This is a genomic window from Streptomyces sp. NPDC006691 (genome assembly GCF_042869955.1).
Taxonomy (GTDB): domain Bacteria; phylum Actinomycetota; class Actinomycetes; order Streptomycetales; family Streptomycetaceae; genus Streptomyces.
Map to the genome: position 1 here is coordinate 103911 of NZ_JBIAGW010000015.1, position 15178 is coordinate 119088.

Below are 15178 nucleotides of genomic sequence, written 5' to 3' on the forward strand. Positions count from 1 at the left end.
TCAGTTCGGCAAAGTGCCTTCCGCTCACAGCTCACGGCCCTACGCTGATGCACAGCACCGGTGGGGGCCGGTGTTGATCAGGGGGCGAGACAGTCGGGTACGTCGCCCGGGGTGGGGTAGAACTCAGTGCACGGCGGCGGCCGTGCGACTGCGGTCGCCGGCTCCGGGCGTCGTACCCGTACCGGTCCGCCACCGAACCCTGGGGGTGTCACTTGGTACGGATCCGAGTTCTCGTGGTGGACGACCATCGCATCTTCGCCGAGTCGCTCGCCGCGGCCCTGGCCGCGGAGCCCGACGTGGACGTCGCCGCGGCCGGCAGCGGTCCCGCGGCGCTGCGCTGTCTGGAGCGGGGCGCGGCCGAGGGCCGCAGATTCGATGTGATGCTCGTCGACGCGGACTTGGGCGCATCGGCCGCGGTCCCGGTCGCCCGTGTGGTGCCCGACGGGGGTGGTGCGGACGGCCTGGTGGACGGGATCTCGCTGGTCGCGGGCGTCCGCGTGGGCCAGCCCGCGGTGCGTACCGTCGTGCTCGCCGAGAAGGACGACCCGCGCCGGGCCGCCCTGGCCCTCCAGGCCGGAGCGTGCGGCTGGGTCGCCAAGGACTGCTCCCTGCAACGGCTGCTCGCCGTGATCCGGGGCGTACTGCGCGACGAGACGCATCTGCCGCCCGCGCTGCTCACGGGCGTACTGCGGGAGCTGACGGCCGCGCGCAAGCACCGCACCGAGTCCGAGCGGCTCGTGGAGTCGCTCACCCCGCGCGAGCGCGAAGTGCTGCGCTGCATGGTGGCCGGCCTCGGGCGCAAGGCGGTCGCCGAGCGCCTGTTCCTGTCCCCGCACACCGTGCGGACCCATATGCAGAACGTGCTCGGCAAGCTGGGCGTGCATTCCACGCTCGCGGCCGTCGCGCTGGCCCGCCGGGCCGGTGTGGGCCCGGTCGACCTAGCCGGGGATGTTGTCGAACGGGGCGGTCAACTGGCGTAGCAGCGCGGCCAGTTCACCCCGCTGCTGGCGGCTGAGCTCGCCGAGGATGGCCCGCTCCTGTTCGAGCAGGCCCGCGAGTGCCTGGTCGGCGCGGTCGCGCCCCTCGGGGGTGAGCCGGACCAGGACCCCGCGCCGGTCGCTGGGGTCGGGCAGCCGCTCGACCAGGCCCTTCTTGGCGAGCCGGTCGATCCGGTTGGTCATCGTGCCCGAGGTGACGAGCGTCTGGGTCAGGAGCTGGCCGGGGGAGAGCTGGTAGGGCGCGCCGGCCCGGCGCAGCGACGTCAGGACGTCGAACTCCCAGGGCTCCAGGCTGTGCTCCGCGAACGCGAGCCTGCGGGCCCGGTCGAGATGGCGGGCCAGCCTGCTCACCCGGCTGAGCACCTCAAGTGGTTCCACGTCGAGGTCCGGGCGCTCGCGGCGCCATGCAGCGACCAATCGGTCGACCTCATCCTCCATGTCGATCAGTGTAGAGGGTCCCTCGATGTGAAGTCTCTTGACGTCAAGATATATATCGAGCCACCATTGGGCATGGAGGGGCCGGGACCCTGTTCCGCTTCGACCGGCCGTACCTGCAAGGGGGCTCGAACATGCATTCCGATTCATCGTCGACCACACCACCCGGGCCGCCGGTCTGGGACCCGCAGCAGTATCTGCGTCACGCCGGGCACCGCACCCGGCCGTTCCTGGACCTGCTGACCCGCATACCCGACCTGCCCACGACCGGCGGCCTCTCGCCCCGGATAGCCGACCTGGGCTGCGGCCCCGGCAACGTCACCGCCCGCCTCGCCGACCGCTGGCCCGACGCCCGCATCACCGGCTTCGACCTCTCCCCGCAGATGCTGGCCCAGGCCGACAAGGACTTCGCCGGCACCACCGCGGGCGGCGGCTGGCTCGACTTCCAGGTCGCCGACGCCGCGCACTGGACCCCCGGCGAGCCGTACGACCTGATCGTCTCCAACGCCGCCCTGCAGTGGGTCCCCAACCACCCCGAGTCGTTCCCGGCCTGGATCGACGGGCTCGCACCCGGCGGCACCTTCGCCTTCCAGGTTCCGGGCAATTTCACCTCGCCCAGCCACGCGATCCTCGCCGAACTCTGCGAGTCCCCGCGCTGGCGCAGCCGCCTCGACGACCACGGCCGCCGCTACGTCCACATTCTGGAGCCCGCCGACTACCTGACCCGCCTGGCCGACCTCGGCTGCGAGACCGATGTCTGGGAAACCGTCTACTGCCAGTTGCTGACCGGCCTCGACCCCGTCCTCGACTGGGTCAAGGGCACCGCCCTGCGCCCCGTCCTGACCGCCCTCGACGGCGACCAGGAAGCCATCGACGCCCTGCTCGCCGAATACCGCGACCGCCTGCGCGAGGCCTACCCGCCGGGCCCGCACGGCACGGTCTTCCCCTTCCGCCGCATCTTCGCGGTCGCCAGGAAGAAGTAGGGGCCCGGCGATGCTCTCCGCTGTCGACCACGTCCAACTCGCCGCCCCGCCGGGCAGCGAGCCGCGGCTGAGGACGTACTACCGCGACGTCCTCGGCATGACCGAGATCCCCAAGCCCCCGCCCCTCGCCGCTCGCGGCGGCTGCTGGTTCGTGTCCGGGGACGTCCAGCTCCACCTGGGCATCGAGGAGGACTTCCGGCCCGCGAGGAAGGCCCACCCCGGGCTGCGGGTCACCTCGATCGAGGCGTACGCCCGCCGGCTCGCGGAACACGGCGCCCCGGTCGGGTGGGACGAGGGCCTGCCGGGGCACCGCAGGTTCTACTCCGAGGACCCGGTCGGCAACCGCCTGGAGTTCCTGGAGCCGCTCGCCTGAACCGCTCGCCCGAGCCACTCGCCGAGCCACTCGCCCTGAAACGGGAGCGCCCTGCCCCCTCGCACAGAGGGGACAGGGCGCTCGGTACCGCTGGTGCCGGCCTAGTAGATGCCGTACTTGTAGGTGTTCCAGCCGTAGCCGATCTTCACCCGGCCCTTGAGCCCGCCGGAGCCATCGGCGTCGTAACGCCACAGGTTGCCCGCCGAGTCCACCGCGAGGATGTCCGAGCGGCCGTCGCCCGTCAGGTCGCCGGGGGCCGCGAGCATCTTGCCGCTGTACGTGTTCCAGCCCGTGCCGATCTTGACCCGGCTCTTGAACGGGGCCTTGGCGTTGCCGGTGCCCGCGTACAGGTAGAGCTCGCCGCCCGGGGTGCGGGCCAGCAGGTCGGGCAGGCCGTCGCCGTTGATGTCACCGGCGCCGAAGAGCTTGTCGTACGCGTTCCAGCCCGCGCCCACGTCGATGCGCGAGTAGACGCCGGTGCCCTGGCCGTTGCCCGGGTACAGGTACAGGTGGCCGTTGCCGCCCTGACGGGCGAGCAGGTCGCCGTTGCCCTCACCGGTGAGGTCGCCCACGCCGATGACGGTGTTGTAGATGCCCCAGCCGCCGCCGAGGTCGGCCCCGTTGACGTACAGGTTGCCCCAGGAGGCGATCTCCAGGACGTTGGCCCAGCGGCTGGCGCTGTTGAGCGAGGAGGGGCTGGAGATGTAGTTCGCTCCGGCCCAGCCGCCCTTGTCTCCGGGGTGTGCGGCCGACAGGTAGCCGTCGCCCTGTCCGTAGTAGTAGGACAGGGTGCCGGCACCGTCGAGGCCGAACAGGTCCTGCTTGCCGTACGCCACGTTGGCGCCCGACGGGAAGAGCTGGGCGCCCTGCCAGCCCTTGCCGAACTGCTTGCGGGCCTGGAGCCGGCCGTCGGGCAGGGAGACGTACATCCACAGCGTGCCCGACAGGTCGCGGCCGACCAGGTCGCCGCGGCCGTCGCCGCTCTGGTCGTCGACGGCGACGATCTGGTTGTAGGCGTCCCAGCCGAAGCCGACCTTGACGCCCGCCTTCAGCGGGTTCGCGGCGTTGCCGGTGCCCGCGTAGAAGTACAGGTCACCGTTGGGCGTGCGGCCGTAGACATCGCCCAGGCCGTCGCCGTTCACATCGTTGGCGCCGACGATCTGGTCGAAGATGTTCCAGCTGCTGCCGACCTTCTTGCCCGCCGCGAACGGCGCGCTCAGGTTGCCCGTGCCGGCGTACAGGTAGAGGTCGCCGCCGGGGGTGCGGGCCATCAGGTCGTTGTGGCCGTCGCCGGTGACATCGGCGACCGACACGACCTTGTTGAACATGTTCCAGCCGGAGCCGGACCAGCCGCTGGAGTACATGCCGTTGGGGTCGGCGTCCGGGTGCAGCGTCAGGACGCCGTTCGGGGACAGGTCGAGGGCCTCGGGAGCGGAGCCGCCACCCAGGTCACCCGGCAGGATGAGGTCCTTGTAGGCACTCTGGGGGCCGTAGAACTCGGGGTTCTGCGCGCTGCTCCCGTCCTCCAGGTACAGCTTGTCGTCGGGTTCGCGGGCGAGCAGGTCGGTGTACCCGTCGCCGCTCACGTCGAAGCGGGGCTTCGCGACCCCGGCCGCGTCCGCGGCCAGCGAGCGCTTGGCCTTGCCGGGCGCCTTGAGCGGGGCCTTGGGGTGAGGCAGCGTGATGTTCGGGGCGACGGCAGACCTGGGCGTCTTCACGACGGCGTGCGGGCCGGCCGGGTTGGAGTCTGCCGAGGCCGTGCCGGCGAGCAGCATGCCCGCCGACAGGACGATGGCGGTGCAGGCCGCGAGGCGGCTCGCGCGCTTGGTGCGCACAGAGGACAAAATTCCCCCCATGGGAATAAGCGGGTAGACCCGGGGAGAATCGCGTCGCTGCGTATTCGTCGTCGCATGGGCGCGCGGAAAGGTGCGCGGCTCGTACACCGTGACGGCACTGACGGCCGTCACGGGTGATGGCACGCGAGGAATGGCGGGAATCCCCCCCGGGATTGTGGGTGAAGACTACCGCCGATTCTTGTGTAGTTGAAGTGAAAATTGGGGCAGGTGGTGATTGATCTTGACCGTGGGTGGGCCGAATCAGCTCTTCCGGTGTCCTATGAGCCGCGGTTTCGGTTCAAGACCGTCCAAACCGTGCCACGCCAGATTCACCAGATGGGCCGCGACTTCCGCCTTCTTGGGTTTGCGCACGTCCAGCCACCACTGCCCGGTCAGTGCCACCATGCCGACCAGCGCCTGCGCGTACAGCGGCGCCAGTTTCGCGTCGAAGCCCCGTGCCTTGAACTCCAGGCCCAGAATGTCCTCGACCTGGGTGGCGATGTCGGAGATCAGTGAGGCGAAGGTTCCGGTCGACTGGGCGACCGGGGAGTCGCGCACCAGAATGCGGAATCCGTCCGTATACGTCTCGATGTAGTCGAGCAGCGCGAATGCGGCCTGTTCCAGGAGTTCGCGCGGATGGCCCGCGGTCAGGGCGCCCGTCACCCCGTCCAGCAGTGAGCGCATTTCCCGGTCCACGACGACCGCGTACAGGCCTTCCTTGCCGCCGAAGTGCTCGTACACCACCGGTTTGGAAACACCCGCCTTCGCGGCGATCTCCTCGACCGAGGTGCCCTCGAAGCCCTTTTCGGCGAAGAGCGTGCGACCGATGTCCAGCAGTTGCTCCCGGCGCTCGGCCCCGGTCATCCGGGTCCGGCGGGTGCGTCGGGGCTTCTCGGCGGAGCCGGTCGCCCCGGCGGAGCGGGAGGAACCAGTGGTGCGAGAGGAACCAGTGGTGCTGGTGGTGCGGGTGGTGCTGGAGTCGGTCGCCACGTCGTCCATCATGCCGCCTCGGCGGCCTTGTCCTTGCGCCGGGACCGGTCGGCTTCGTTCCGCTTGGAGTCGATACGTGCTGCGCTCGGCCAGCGCACGTCGTACGCCAGGCCCAGCTGCTCGCACCAGCGGATGATCCGGGCACTGGAGTCGATCTGCCCCCGCATCACCCCGTGCCGGGCCGACGTCGGGTCCGCGTGGTGCAGGTTGTGCCACGACTCGCCGCACGAGAGCACCGCCAGCCACCACACGTTGCCGCTGCGGTCACGCGACTTGAAGGGACGCTTGCCCACCGCGTGGCAGATCGAGTTGATCGACCACGTCACGTGGTGCAGCAGCGCCACCCGGACCAGCGAGCCCCAGAAGAACGCCGTGAACGCGCCCCACCACGACATCGTCACCAGACCCCCCACCAGCGGCGGGATCGCGAGCGACAGGATCGTCCACCACACGAAGTCGCGCGAGATGCGGCGGATCGCCGGGTCGGCGAGGAGATCCGGCGCGTACTTCTCCTGCGACGTCTGCTCCTCGTCGAACATCCATGCGATGTGCGCCCACCACAGGCCCTTCATCAGCGCGGGCAGCGTCTCGCCGAAACGCCACGGCGAATGCGGGTCGCCCTCGGCGTCCGAGAACTTGTGGTGCCTGCGGTGGTCGGCCACCCAGCGCACCAGCGGCCCCTCCACCGCCATCGAACCCGCGACCGCCAGCGCGATCCGCAGCGGGCGCTTCGCCTTGAACGAGCCGTGCGTGAAGTAACGGTGGAAGCCGATCGTCACACCGTGACAGCCCAGGTAGTACATGAAGACGAGCAGGCCCAGATCGAGCCAGCTCACCCCTCCCCAGCCCCAGGCGAGCGGTACCGCCAGGACGAGGGCCACGAACGGGACGGTGATGAAGAGGAGCAGGGCGATCTGCTCGATGCTGCGCTTTTTCTCGCCGCCCAGCGTCGCGGACGGCAGGGGATCCTTGTCCGACGACGGAAGCAGATCGGGACTGGTGGTCATGGGGAGTACCCCCGGCAGGGTGAGGAAAACGAGCGGAAGGCCCGGCTACGGATGCGTAACCTACGGCAACGTAAGTATGGCAGCGCCAAGGCTGGGGACAAGAGCCCGTGACGGCGGGGCGGAACGGGACACCTATCCTGGGTGTCGTCGGACAGCGCGGTCCGCAAGCCTCCAGAACCCTCCAGACGTGCTCAAACACTGCAAGGAGCCGCACCTGTGAGCAGTGCCGACCAGACTCCCGCCGCCAGCAACGAGCTGCGCGCCGACATCCGCCGACTGGGTGACCTCCTGGGCGAGACCCTCGTCCGACAGGAGGGACCCGAGCTCCTGGAGCTCGTCGAGCGGGTCCGCGCGCTGACCCGGAGTGACGGCGAAGCCGCCGCCGACCTCCTCGGCGGCACCGAAGTCGAGACCGCCGCCAAGCTGGTGCGCGCGTTCTCCACCTACTTCCACCTCGCGAACGTGGCCGAGCAGGTCCACCGCGGGCGCGAACTGCGCGCCCGCCGCGCCGCCGACGGCAGCCTGCTCGCCCGCACCGCCGACATGCTCAAGGACGGCGACCCCGAGCACGTCCGCGAGAGCGTCAAGAACCTCAACGTCCGGCCGGTCTTCACCGCCCACCCCACCGAGGCCGCCCGCCGCTCCGTCCTGAACAAGCTGCGGCGCATCGCCGAACTCCTGGAAACCCCGGTCGTCGAGTCCGACCGGCGCCGGCACGACCTGCGCCTGGCCGAGAACATCGACCTGGTCTGGCAGACCGACGAGCTCCGCGTCGTACGCCCCGAGCCGGCCGACGAGGCCCGCAACGCCATCTACTACCTCGACGAGCTGCACGCCGGCGCCGTCGGGGACGTACTGGAGGACCTGGCGGCCGAACTGGAGCGCGTCGGCGTCGAGCTGCCGCCCGGCACCCGCCCGCTCACCTTCGGCACCTGGATCGGCGGCGACCGCGACGGCAACCCCAACGTGACCCCCAAGGTCACCTGGGACGTGCTGATCCTCCAGCACGAGCACGGCATCAACGACGCGCTCGACACGATCGACTTCCTGCGCGGACTGCTCTCCAACTCCATCCGCTACGCGGGCGCCACCGAAGAGCTGCTCAGCTCGCTCCAGGCCGACCTCGAAGCCCTCCCCGAGATCAGCCCCCGCTACAAGCGGCTCAACGCCGAGGAGCCCTACCGGCTCAAGGCCACCGCCATCCGGCAGAAGCTCGTCCACACCAAGGAACGGCTCGCCAAGGGCACCACCCACCAGCCCGGCCGCGACTACCTCGGCACCGCCGACCTGATCGCCGACCTCACCCTCATCCAGACCTCGCTGCGCGCCCACCGCGGCGCCCTGTTCGCCGACGGCCGCATGGACCGCACGATCCGCACCCTCGCGGCGTTCGGCCTCCAGCTCGCCACCATGGACGTACGCGAACACGCCGACGCCCACCACCACGCGCTCGGCCAGCTCTTCGACCGGCTCGGCGAGGAGTCCTGGCGCTACGCCGACATGCCGCGCGAATACCGGCAGAAGCTCCTCGCCAAGGAGCTCCGCTCGCGCCGTCCGCTCGCCCCGACCCCGGCCCCGCTGGACGCGGCGGGACAGAAGACCCTCGGCGTCTTCAGCACCATCAAGGAAGCCTTCGAACGCTTCGGACCCGAGGTCATCGAGTCGTACATCATCTCGATGTGCCAGGGCGCCGACGACGTGTTCGCCGCGGCCGTCCTCGCCCGCGAGGCCGGCCTCGTCGACCTGCACGGCGGCTGGGCCAAGATCGGCATCGTGCCGCTCCTGGAGACCACCGACGAGCTGCGCGCCGCCGACGTCATCCTCGACGAGATGCTCGCCGACCCCTCCTACCGGCGCCTCGTCTCGCTGCGCGGCGACGTCCAGGAGGTCATGCTCGGCTACTCGGACTCCTCCAAGTTCGGCGGCATCACCACCTCCCAGTGGGAGATCCACCGCGCCCAGCGCCGCCTGCGCGACGTCGCCCACCGCTACGGCGTACGGCTGCGGCTCTTCCACGGCCGCGGCGGCACCGTCGGCCGCGGCGGCGGCCCCTCGCACGACGCGATCCTCGCCCAGCCGTGGGGCACCCTCGAAGGCGAGATCAAGGTCACCGAGCAGGGCGAGGTCATCTCCGACAAGTACCTCATCCCGTCCCTGGCCAGGGAGAACCTGGAGCTGACCGTCGCGGCCACGCTCCAGGCCTCCGCCCTGCACACCGCGCCCCGCCAGTCCGACGAGGCGCTCGCGCGCTGGGACGCGGCCATGGACACGGTGTCCGACGCCGCGCACTCCGCGTACCGCACGCTGGTCGAGGACCCCGACCTGCCCGCGTACTTCTTCGCGTCCACCCCCGTCGACCAGCTCGCCGAGCTGCACCTGGGCTCGCGGCCCTCGCGCCGCCCGGACTCCGGTGCGGGCCTCGACGGGCTGCGGGCCATCCCGTGGGTGTTCGGCTGGACCCAGTCCCGGCAGATCGTGCCCGGCTGGTACGGCGTCGGCTCCGGGCTCAAGGCACTGCGTGAGGCGGGACTCGAAGAGGTGCTCGGCGAGATGAGCGAGCGCTGGCACTTCTTCCGCAACTTCCTCTCCAACGTGGAGATGACGCTCGCGAAGACGGACCTGCGGATCGCCCGGCACTACGTCGACACGCTCGTGCCGGAGGAGCTCAAGCACGTGTTCTCGGCGATCGAGGCGGAGCACGAGCTGACGGTGCGCGAAGTTCTGCGGATCACCGGGCGGGACGAACTGCTGGGCGCCAGCCCCGTGTTGCAGCAGACGTTCGCGATCCGGGACGCGTATCTCGACCCGATCTCCTACCTCCAGGTCGCGCTGCTCGCGCGTCAGCGGGCGGCGGCCGACCGGGGCGAGGCCCCGGACCCGCTGCTGTCCCGTGCCCTTCTCCTCACGGTGAACGGCGTGGCGGCGGGCCTCCGCAACACGGGCTGACCCCGGCCCGGGGTGCGCCGGGTCTCCGCCCCGGACCCCGGGTTTTCGCCCCGCCCCGCCCCTTCCCACAACCCTCCGGGGGATGCAGGGAGGGGCGGGGCCGTTCCCGGGTCTCCGCCCCCGACCCCGTTCGCGCCTGAACGGCGCTCGTCCTCGAACCCCCCAAGGCGTGGAGGGCCAGGGGAGCCCCCCATGACGGGCTGAAATGCCCCGATACGGGCGGGCGTTGATCCACCGAGGGGCGCGGGGCTGTGACCTTGCGCGGCTCCGCCGCGGTGGGCGCGAGGGGTGGACCCCGGTTCGCCTACAGGGGCGCGGGGAACGGCGCGAACGGCCACGCACGGTCTGCGGACGAAGGCGGATTTGAGGGGCGCGGGGAACTGCGCGAACAGGCCGCACGGTCCGCGGACGAAGGCGCTTTTGAGGGGCGCGGGGAACTGCGCGAAAGGGCGGGCCCGCACGGGGCGCGAGGGAGGTCCCAGCCACTCCGGCGCATGAGGAGCAGACCGCTACAGGGCGATGAACGCCGAGGCCATCGCGGCGGCGCCGAGGAGCCCCACCGCCCACGCCGTCCGCGGCATCCGCACACCCCCCGCGACCAGCAGCGAGGCCAGGAGCAGCGCTCCGGCCAGCGGGAGCCAGGCGTAGAGGAGGCCCGCGAGGCCGCTGCGTACCGCGTCATCCGTGCCGGGCTTCAGGACCACCGGCAGATCGTCGCCCCGCCGAGCCGCCACCGACTCCGCGATCGTCACGCGGGCGTGCGCGGCGGACCCGGGCGCGGGCGCGTACCGCCCCGTGCACACGTCGGCCGCGCAGGACGTCACCGTCAGCCGCCCGTGATCGCGCCCCTTCGCCAGCATCACGTGCTGCGCCGTGCCCCACGACGACCAGAACCCGGCCACCACGAGCACCACGGCGACCAGGGCCGCCGCTGCCCGCACCACGACCAGCAGGAAGGTACGGCTCCGCTTCGTCATGGGGCGCGATCCTGGCGGCAATGACCGCACACGGTCAACCTCGGGCCCGTGCCGACGGCCCCTTTGCGTGCCGTTGTCAGGAGTTGTACGTCGACTGGGCCCGCTCCAGGCCCTCGATCACCAGCGCCTCGGCCGCATCCGCCGCCCGGTCCACGAAGTAACCCAGTTCCTTGCGCTCCGCCGAGGAGAAGTCCTTCAGGACGAAGTCCGCCACCTGCATCCGCCCCGGCGGGCGCCCGATGCCGAACCGCACCCGGTGATAGTCCGCGCCCAGCGACTTGGTGATGGACTTCAGGCCGTTGTGCCCGTTGTCCCCGCCGCCCAGCTTCAGCCTCAGCACCCCGTAGTCGATGTCCAACTCGTCATGAATCGCAACGATGTTGGCGACCGGCACCTTGTAGAAGTCGCGCAGCGCGGTCACCGGCCCGCCCGACAGGTTCATGTACGACATCGGCTTCGCGAGCACCACCCGGCGGTTCAGCGGGCCCGGCGGACCGATCCGTCCCTCCACCACCTGCGCCCGCGCCTTGTGCGCCTTGAACCGGCCGCCGATCCGCTCGGCAAGCAGGTCCGCCACCATGAATCCGACGTTGTGCCGGTTCGCGGTGTACTCCGGACCCGGATTGCCCAGGCCCACGATCAGCCAGGGTGCGTTCGCGTCGTCGGTCGTCATGGGGGCTGCGTCTCCTCGGTCACGTACAGCGGGAACAACACGTACAGCAGGAACAACACGTACACAGAAAAACGGGGCGGCGGGCCAAGTGTGGCCCGCCGCCCCGTCGGAGTCCGTGCCCGGCACGGTCTCAGGCAGAGCGTGCGGCTCAGGCCTCGGCGCCCTCGGCGTCCTCGGTCTCGGCAGCCGGCTCCTCGGCCTGCGCGGCCAGGATCTGGATGACGACGGCCTCGGGGTCGGTGACCAGGGTGGTGCCGGAAGGCAGCTTGATGTCCTTGGCGTGGATCGCCGCGCCGGCCTCAAGGCCCTCGATGGAGACGGAGACGGAGGTCGGGATGTGGGTGGCCTCGGCCTCGACGGAGATCGTGTTCAGCACGTTCTCGACCAGGAAGCTGCCCGGGGCCAGGTCGCCCTCGGTCTCGACCGCGATCTCGACCGTGACCTTCTCGCCCTTCTTGACGAGCAGCAGGTCGACGTGGACGAGGAAGCCCTTGATGGCGTCACGCTGGACGGCCTTCGGGATCGCGAGCTCGGTCTTGCCGTCGAGGTCCAGGGAGAGCAGGACGTTCGGGGTACGCAGCGCGAGCAGCAGGTCGTGGCCCGGAAGGGTGACGTGGACCGGCTCGGTGCCGTGACCGTAGATGACGCCGGGAACCTTGTTCTCGCGGCGGATGCTGCGGGCGGCGCCCTTGCCGAAGCTGTCACGGACGGCAGCGGCGAGCTTGACCTCAGACATGTGCACTCCTCGTAAAGGTGATCCAGAAAAGGTGGTCACCCGGCCACGACTGGCCTGCTACGAAGAGCGCGTCGATAACGGACCGCCGTACCTCAGGTACGGCCTCCCTCGCCGAGCAACTGACCCAGAGTACCCGGACACCCCCCGGCCGCCCAATTGGATCAACAGCCGGGCCGGGGGCCGAACCGGACGATCGAAGTCAGTCCCATAGGCACTCGCCTATCCTTGCTGTTCATGGACCTGCTGCTGCACCTCAGGTACTTCCGCACCGTCGCCGAAGAACAGCACTTCGGCCGCGCCGCAGAACGCCTGCGCGTCGCCCAGCCCTCCCTGTCCCAGCGCATCCAGCGCCTGGAACGCGAACTCGGCGTCCGCCTCCTCGACCGCGGCCGCACCGGCGCCACCCTCACCCCCGCCGGCCGCCTCGTCCTGGCCGAAACCGACGCCCTGCTCGACGCCGCCGACCGGCTGCGCACCCTCGTCGGCCGGGTCCAGGGCGGCGCCGCCGGCACCCTGCGCGCCGCCGTCCCGCCCCAGCTCGGCGGCGCCACCGTCGCCGCCCTGCTCACCGCCTACCGCGAACGCAGCCCGGGCGGCGCACTCGACCTTCGCGAACTCACCACCGCCGAGCTGACCGCCGAACTCGCCGCCGGCACCCTCGACGCCGGCATCGTCCGCCACCCCTGCCCCGCCACCGGCCTCGGCTTCGGCCCCCAGCTCCACCAGCCGCTCGGCGCCCTCCTCGCCGACCAGGACCCGCTCGCCGAGCACCCCGAGGTCGACGTCGCCGACCTCGACGGCCGCGAACTCGTCCTCTTCCCCCGCCCCACAGCCCCCGCCCTGCACGACGAAACGCTCACCGCCTGCGCCCGCCACGGCTGCACCCCCAGCGCCGTACGCGAAGTCGCCGGCATCGAATTCACCCGCGCCCTCATCCTGTCCGGCACCCACGTCGCCGCCCTCGTGCCCAGACCCGCACCCGAACCCGGCACCACCTGGCGCCCGTTGCGCGGCAACCCCCTCACCTGGCGCACCTCCACCGCCTGGCCCGCCGGACGCGACGGGCCCGCCGTGCGCCTGTTCACCGAAGCCGCCCACGACGTCCTGCGCGAACACGCCGGGCTCCTCCCCACCGCCACCCCGCGGCGCCTGTTCCCCCGCCCCGCATCGGAGTTCCCGCTGTGAACACCCCCGTACGCGGCCGCCTCACCGCCGCCCTCACCGACGCCGGCCTCGGCGGGGCGCTCTGCGCCACCGACATCGACACCGGCGCCACCGTCGCCCTGGCCGCCGACACCCCCGTCTCCACCGCCAGCGTCCACAAGCTGTGCCTCGTCGCCACCCTCTACCGCGAAGCCGCCGCCGGCCGCCTCGACCCCACCACCCCCGTCGACATCCCCGCCGGCGCCCGCGCACCCGGCCCCACCGGACTCGCCGTCATGCGCGACGCCGCCCGGCTCAGCCTGCGCGACCTCGCCTCGCTCGCCGTCGCCGTCAGCGACAACGCCGCCGCCGACATCCTCTGGGACCACCTCGGCCTCGACACCGTCAACGCCACCATGAACGCCCTCGGCCTGACCCGCACCATCGCCGTCCACAACCAGGCCGGCCTCTACGCCACGATGGTCGCCGACACCGGCGACAGCGGACCCGCCGCCCTCGTCGACCCCGCCGCCGTCGCCCGCCTCACCGTCCTCGACCCCGCCCGCACCAACCGCTCCACCCCGCGCGAGATCGCCGCCCTGCTCACCGCCGTCTGGCGCGACGAGGTGTGCGCCGGGGCCTGGGGCGAGGAACTCCGGGCCGTCCTCGGCGTCCAGGCCTGGAGCCACCGCCTCGCCTCCGGCTTCCCCTTCGACGACGTACGCGTCAGCGGCAAGACCGGCACCCTGCCCACCCAGCGCCACGAGGCCGGCGTCGTCGAATACCCCGACGGCGGCCGCTACGCCGTCGCCGTCTTCACCCGCGCCGCCTCCACCGCCGCGACCCTGCCCGCCGCCGACGCCGCCATCGGACGCGCCGCCCGCATCGCCGTCGACGCCCTGCGCAACGGCCGGGAAAGGACATGAGGAAGGCGGGAACGGACATGAGGAAGGGCCGCGTCCGACACCGGACGCGGCCCCAACTCCCAGCAGACTAAGGCTAGTTCTCCTCGAAGAGGCTCGTCACCGAGCCGTCCTCGAACACCTCGCGCACCGCGCGGGCGATCGACGGAGCGATCGAAAGCACCGTGATCTTGTCGAGCTCCAGGTCCGAGGGATCCGGCAGCGTGTTCGTGAACACGAACTCGCTCACCTTGGAGTTCTTCAGACGGTCCGCGGCCGGACCCGACAGGATGCCGTGCGTGGCCGTCACGATGACGTCCTCCGCACCGTGCGCGAACAGCGCGTCCGCGGCGGCACAGATCGTGCCGCCCGTGTCGATCATGTCGTCCACCAGGACGCAGACACGGCCCTTCACGTCACCGACGACCTCGTGCACCGTCACCGTGTTCGCGACTTCCTTGTCACGGCGCTTGTGCACGATCGCCAGCGGCGCGTCCAGCCGGTCGCACCAGCGGTCCGCGACCCGCACCCGGCCCGCGTCCGGAGACACGATCGTCAGCTTCGAGCGGTCCACCTTCGCGCCCACGTAGTCCGCGAGGACCGGCAGCGCCGTCAGATGATCCACCGGACCGTCGAAGAAGCCCTGGATCTGGTCCGTGTGCAGATCGACCGTCAGGATGCGGTCCGCACCCGCGGTCTTCAGCAGATCGGCCACCAGACGCGCCGAGATCGGCTCACGGCCCTTGTGCTTCTTGTCCTGACGGGCATAGCCGTACGACGGAACGATCACGGTGATGGAGCGCGCCGACGCCCGCTTCAGGGCGTCGATCATGATCAGCTGCTCCATGATCCACTTGTTGATCGGAGCCGTGTGGCTCTGGATCAGGAAGCAGTCCGCACCACGCGCCGACTCCTGGAAACGAACGTAGATCTCACCGTTCGCGAAGTCGAAGGCCTTCGTCGGCACGAGGCCCACACCCAACTGGTGCGCAACCTCCTCGGCCAGCTCGGGGTGGGCGCGGCCGGAGAAGAGCATCAGCTTCTTCTCGCCGGTCGTCTTGATCCCGGTCACAGCACAGTCTCCTCAGACGTGTTCGATGCTGCTGCACCCGCGCGGTCCCTTTCGCGGCGAGCCAGCCGAATATGTGCACCTATCACGGTAGCCCGAGAAAGGTGCACC

14 protein-coding genes are annotated in these 15178 nt (G+C 70.9%); 6 read left to right on the forward strand and 8 right to left on the reverse strand.

Going from position 1 to position 15178, the window contains the following annotated elements; genetic code table 11:
* The first annotated feature begins 212 nt into the window (after nucleotides 1-212).
* Nucleotides 213-980, forward strand: a complete 768-nt coding sequence (locus tag ACFYNP_RS28095; protein WP_199846362.1) for a response regulator transcription factor — start codon at nucleotides 213-215, stop codon at nucleotides 978-980.
* Here ACFYNP_RS28095 and tamR read toward each other — a convergent pair.
* Nucleotides 939-1436, reverse strand: a complete 498-nt coding sequence (gene tamR / locus ACFYNP_RS28100) for a MarR family transcriptional regulator TamR (RefSeq protein WP_382595847.1) — start codon at nucleotides 1434-1436, stop codon at nucleotides 939-941. The two genes, ACFYNP_RS28095 and tamR, sit on opposite strands and share 42 nt — an antisense overlap.
* Before the next feature lie 131 nt (nucleotides 1437-1567).
* On the opposite strand from tamR, the gene ACFYNP_RS28105 reads away from it, so the two are divergent.
* Nucleotides 1568-2416: a trans-aconitate 2-methyltransferase gene (locus ACFYNP_RS28105; RefSeq protein ID WP_388789195.1), complete on the forward strand. Its 849-nt coding sequence runs from the start codon at nucleotides 1568-1570 to the stop codon at nucleotides 2414-2416.
* A 10-nt stretch (nucleotides 2417-2426) separates the two neighbouring features.
* Nucleotides 2427-2789, forward strand: coding sequence for a VOC family protein (locus tag ACFYNP_RS28110; RefSeq protein ID WP_388420477.1), 363 nt, complete (start codon nucleotides 2427-2429; stop codon nucleotides 2787-2789).
* 101 nt (nucleotides 2790-2890) lie between these two features.
* Here ACFYNP_RS28110 and ACFYNP_RS28115 read toward each other — a convergent pair whose 3' ends face one another.
* From ACFYNP_RS28115 to ACFYNP_RS28125, 3 genes are all read right to left on the reverse strand, one after another.
* A complete protein-coding gene (locus tag ACFYNP_RS28115) occupies nucleotides 2891-4624 on the reverse strand; it encodes an FG-GAP repeat domain-containing protein (RefSeq protein WP_388789197.1) in 1734 nt (577 codons plus the stop codon).
* A gap of 261 nt (nucleotides 4625-4885) precedes the next feature.
* On the reverse strand, nucleotides 4886-5626 hold the full coding sequence (locus tag ACFYNP_RS28120) for a TetR family transcriptional regulator (protein ID WP_388420479.1): 741 nt from the start codon (nucleotides 5624-5626) through the stop codon (nucleotides 4886-4888).
* Entirely contained in the window at nucleotides 5623-6621 is a 999-nt protein-coding gene (locus ACFYNP_RS28125) for an acyl-CoA desaturase (RefSeq protein ID WP_388420480.1), read from the reverse strand. The genes ACFYNP_RS28120 and ACFYNP_RS28125 overlap by 4 nt, the downstream gene beginning before the upstream one ends.
* Nucleotides 6622-6837: 216 nt before the next feature.
* On the opposite strand from ACFYNP_RS28125, the gene ppc reads away from it, so the two are divergent.
* Nucleotides 6838-9567 carry a phosphoenolpyruvate carboxylase gene (ppc, locus tag ACFYNP_RS28130; protein ID WP_388789200.1) on the forward strand — a complete coding sequence of 910 codons (2730 nt, stop codon included), beginning with the start codon at nucleotides 6838-6840 and terminating at the stop codon, nucleotides 9565-9567.
* Nucleotides 9568-10076: 509 nt separating this feature from the next.
* Here ppc and ACFYNP_RS28135 read toward each other — a convergent pair.
* The 3 genes from ACFYNP_RS28135 to ACFYNP_RS28145 form a co-directional block, all read right to left on the reverse strand.
* Nucleotides 10077-10544 carry a hypothetical protein gene (locus tag ACFYNP_RS28135; RefSeq protein WP_388789203.1) on the reverse strand — a complete coding sequence of 156 codons (468 nt, stop codon included), beginning with the start codon at nucleotides 10542-10544 and terminating at the stop codon, nucleotides 10077-10079.
* A gap of 76 nt (nucleotides 10545-10620) precedes the next feature.
* Nucleotides 10621-11217, reverse strand: a complete 597-nt coding sequence (gene pth / locus ACFYNP_RS28140) for an aminoacyl-tRNA hydrolase (protein ID WP_388420483.1) — start codon at nucleotides 11215-11217, stop codon at nucleotides 10621-10623.
* A 148-nt stretch (nucleotides 11218-11365) separates the two neighbouring features.
* Entirely contained in the window at nucleotides 11366-11953 is a 588-nt protein-coding gene (locus tag ACFYNP_RS28145) for a 50S ribosomal protein L25/general stress protein Ctc (RefSeq protein ID WP_388420484.1), read from the reverse strand.
* Nucleotides 11954-12187: 234 nt separating this feature from the next.
* Between ACFYNP_RS28145 and ACFYNP_RS28150 the strand changes: the two genes are divergently transcribed.
* The gene (locus ACFYNP_RS28150) at nucleotides 12188-13138 is read left to right on the forward strand and encodes a LysR family transcriptional regulator (protein WP_388420485.1); all 951 of its coding nucleotides are present in this window, start codon (nucleotides 12188-12190) and stop codon (nucleotides 13136-13138) included.
* A complete protein-coding gene (locus tag ACFYNP_RS28155; protein ID WP_388789206.1) occupies nucleotides 13135-14022 on the forward strand; it encodes a serine hydrolase in 888 nt (295 codons plus the stop codon). The genes ACFYNP_RS28150 and ACFYNP_RS28155 overlap by 4 nt, the downstream gene beginning before the upstream one ends.
* 73 nt (nucleotides 14023-14095) lie before the next feature.
* On the opposite strand, the gene ACFYNP_RS28160 is transcribed toward ACFYNP_RS28155, so the two are convergent.
* A complete protein-coding gene (locus ACFYNP_RS28160; RefSeq protein WP_100574128.1) occupies nucleotides 14096-15070 on the reverse strand; it encodes a ribose-phosphate diphosphokinase in 975 nt (324 codons plus the stop codon).
* Between the last annotated feature and the right edge of the window lie 108 nt (nucleotides 15071-15178).

Coding starts and splice junctions, on each gene's coding strand:
- tamR (WP_382595847.1), bottom strand. CDS start 1,436: ATGGAGGATGAGGTCGACCGATTGGTCGCTGCATGGCGCCGCGAGCGC.
- ACFYNP_RS28105 (WP_388789195.1), top strand. CDS start 1,568: ATGCATTCCGATTCATCGTCGACCACACCACCCGGGCCGCCGGTCTGG.
- ACFYNP_RS28110 (WP_388420477.1), top strand. CDS start 2,427: ATGCTCTCCGCTGTCGACCACGTCCAACTCGCCGCCCCGCCGGGCAGC.
- ACFYNP_RS28120 (WP_388420479.1), bottom strand. CDS start 5,626: ATGATGGACGACGTGGCGACCGACTCCAGCACCACCCGCACCACCAGC.
- ACFYNP_RS28125 (WP_388420480.1), bottom strand. CDS start 6,621: ATGACCACCAGTCCCGATCTGCTTCCGTCGTCGGACAAGGATCCCCTG.
- ACFYNP_RS28135 (WP_388789203.1), bottom strand. CDS start 10,544: ATGACGAAGCGGAGCCGTACCTTCCTGCTGGTCGTGGTGCGGGCAGCG.
- pth (WP_388420483.1), bottom strand. CDS start 11,217: ATGACGACCGACGACGCGAACGCACCCTGGCTGATCGTGGGCCTGGGC.
- ACFYNP_RS28145 (WP_388420484.1), bottom strand. CDS start 11,953: ATGTCTGAGGTCAAGCTCGCCGCTGCCGTCCGTGACAGCTTCGGCAAG.
- ACFYNP_RS28150 (WP_388420485.1), top strand. CDS start 12,188: ATGGACCTGCTGCTGCACCTCAGGTACTTCCGCACCGTCGCCGAAGAA.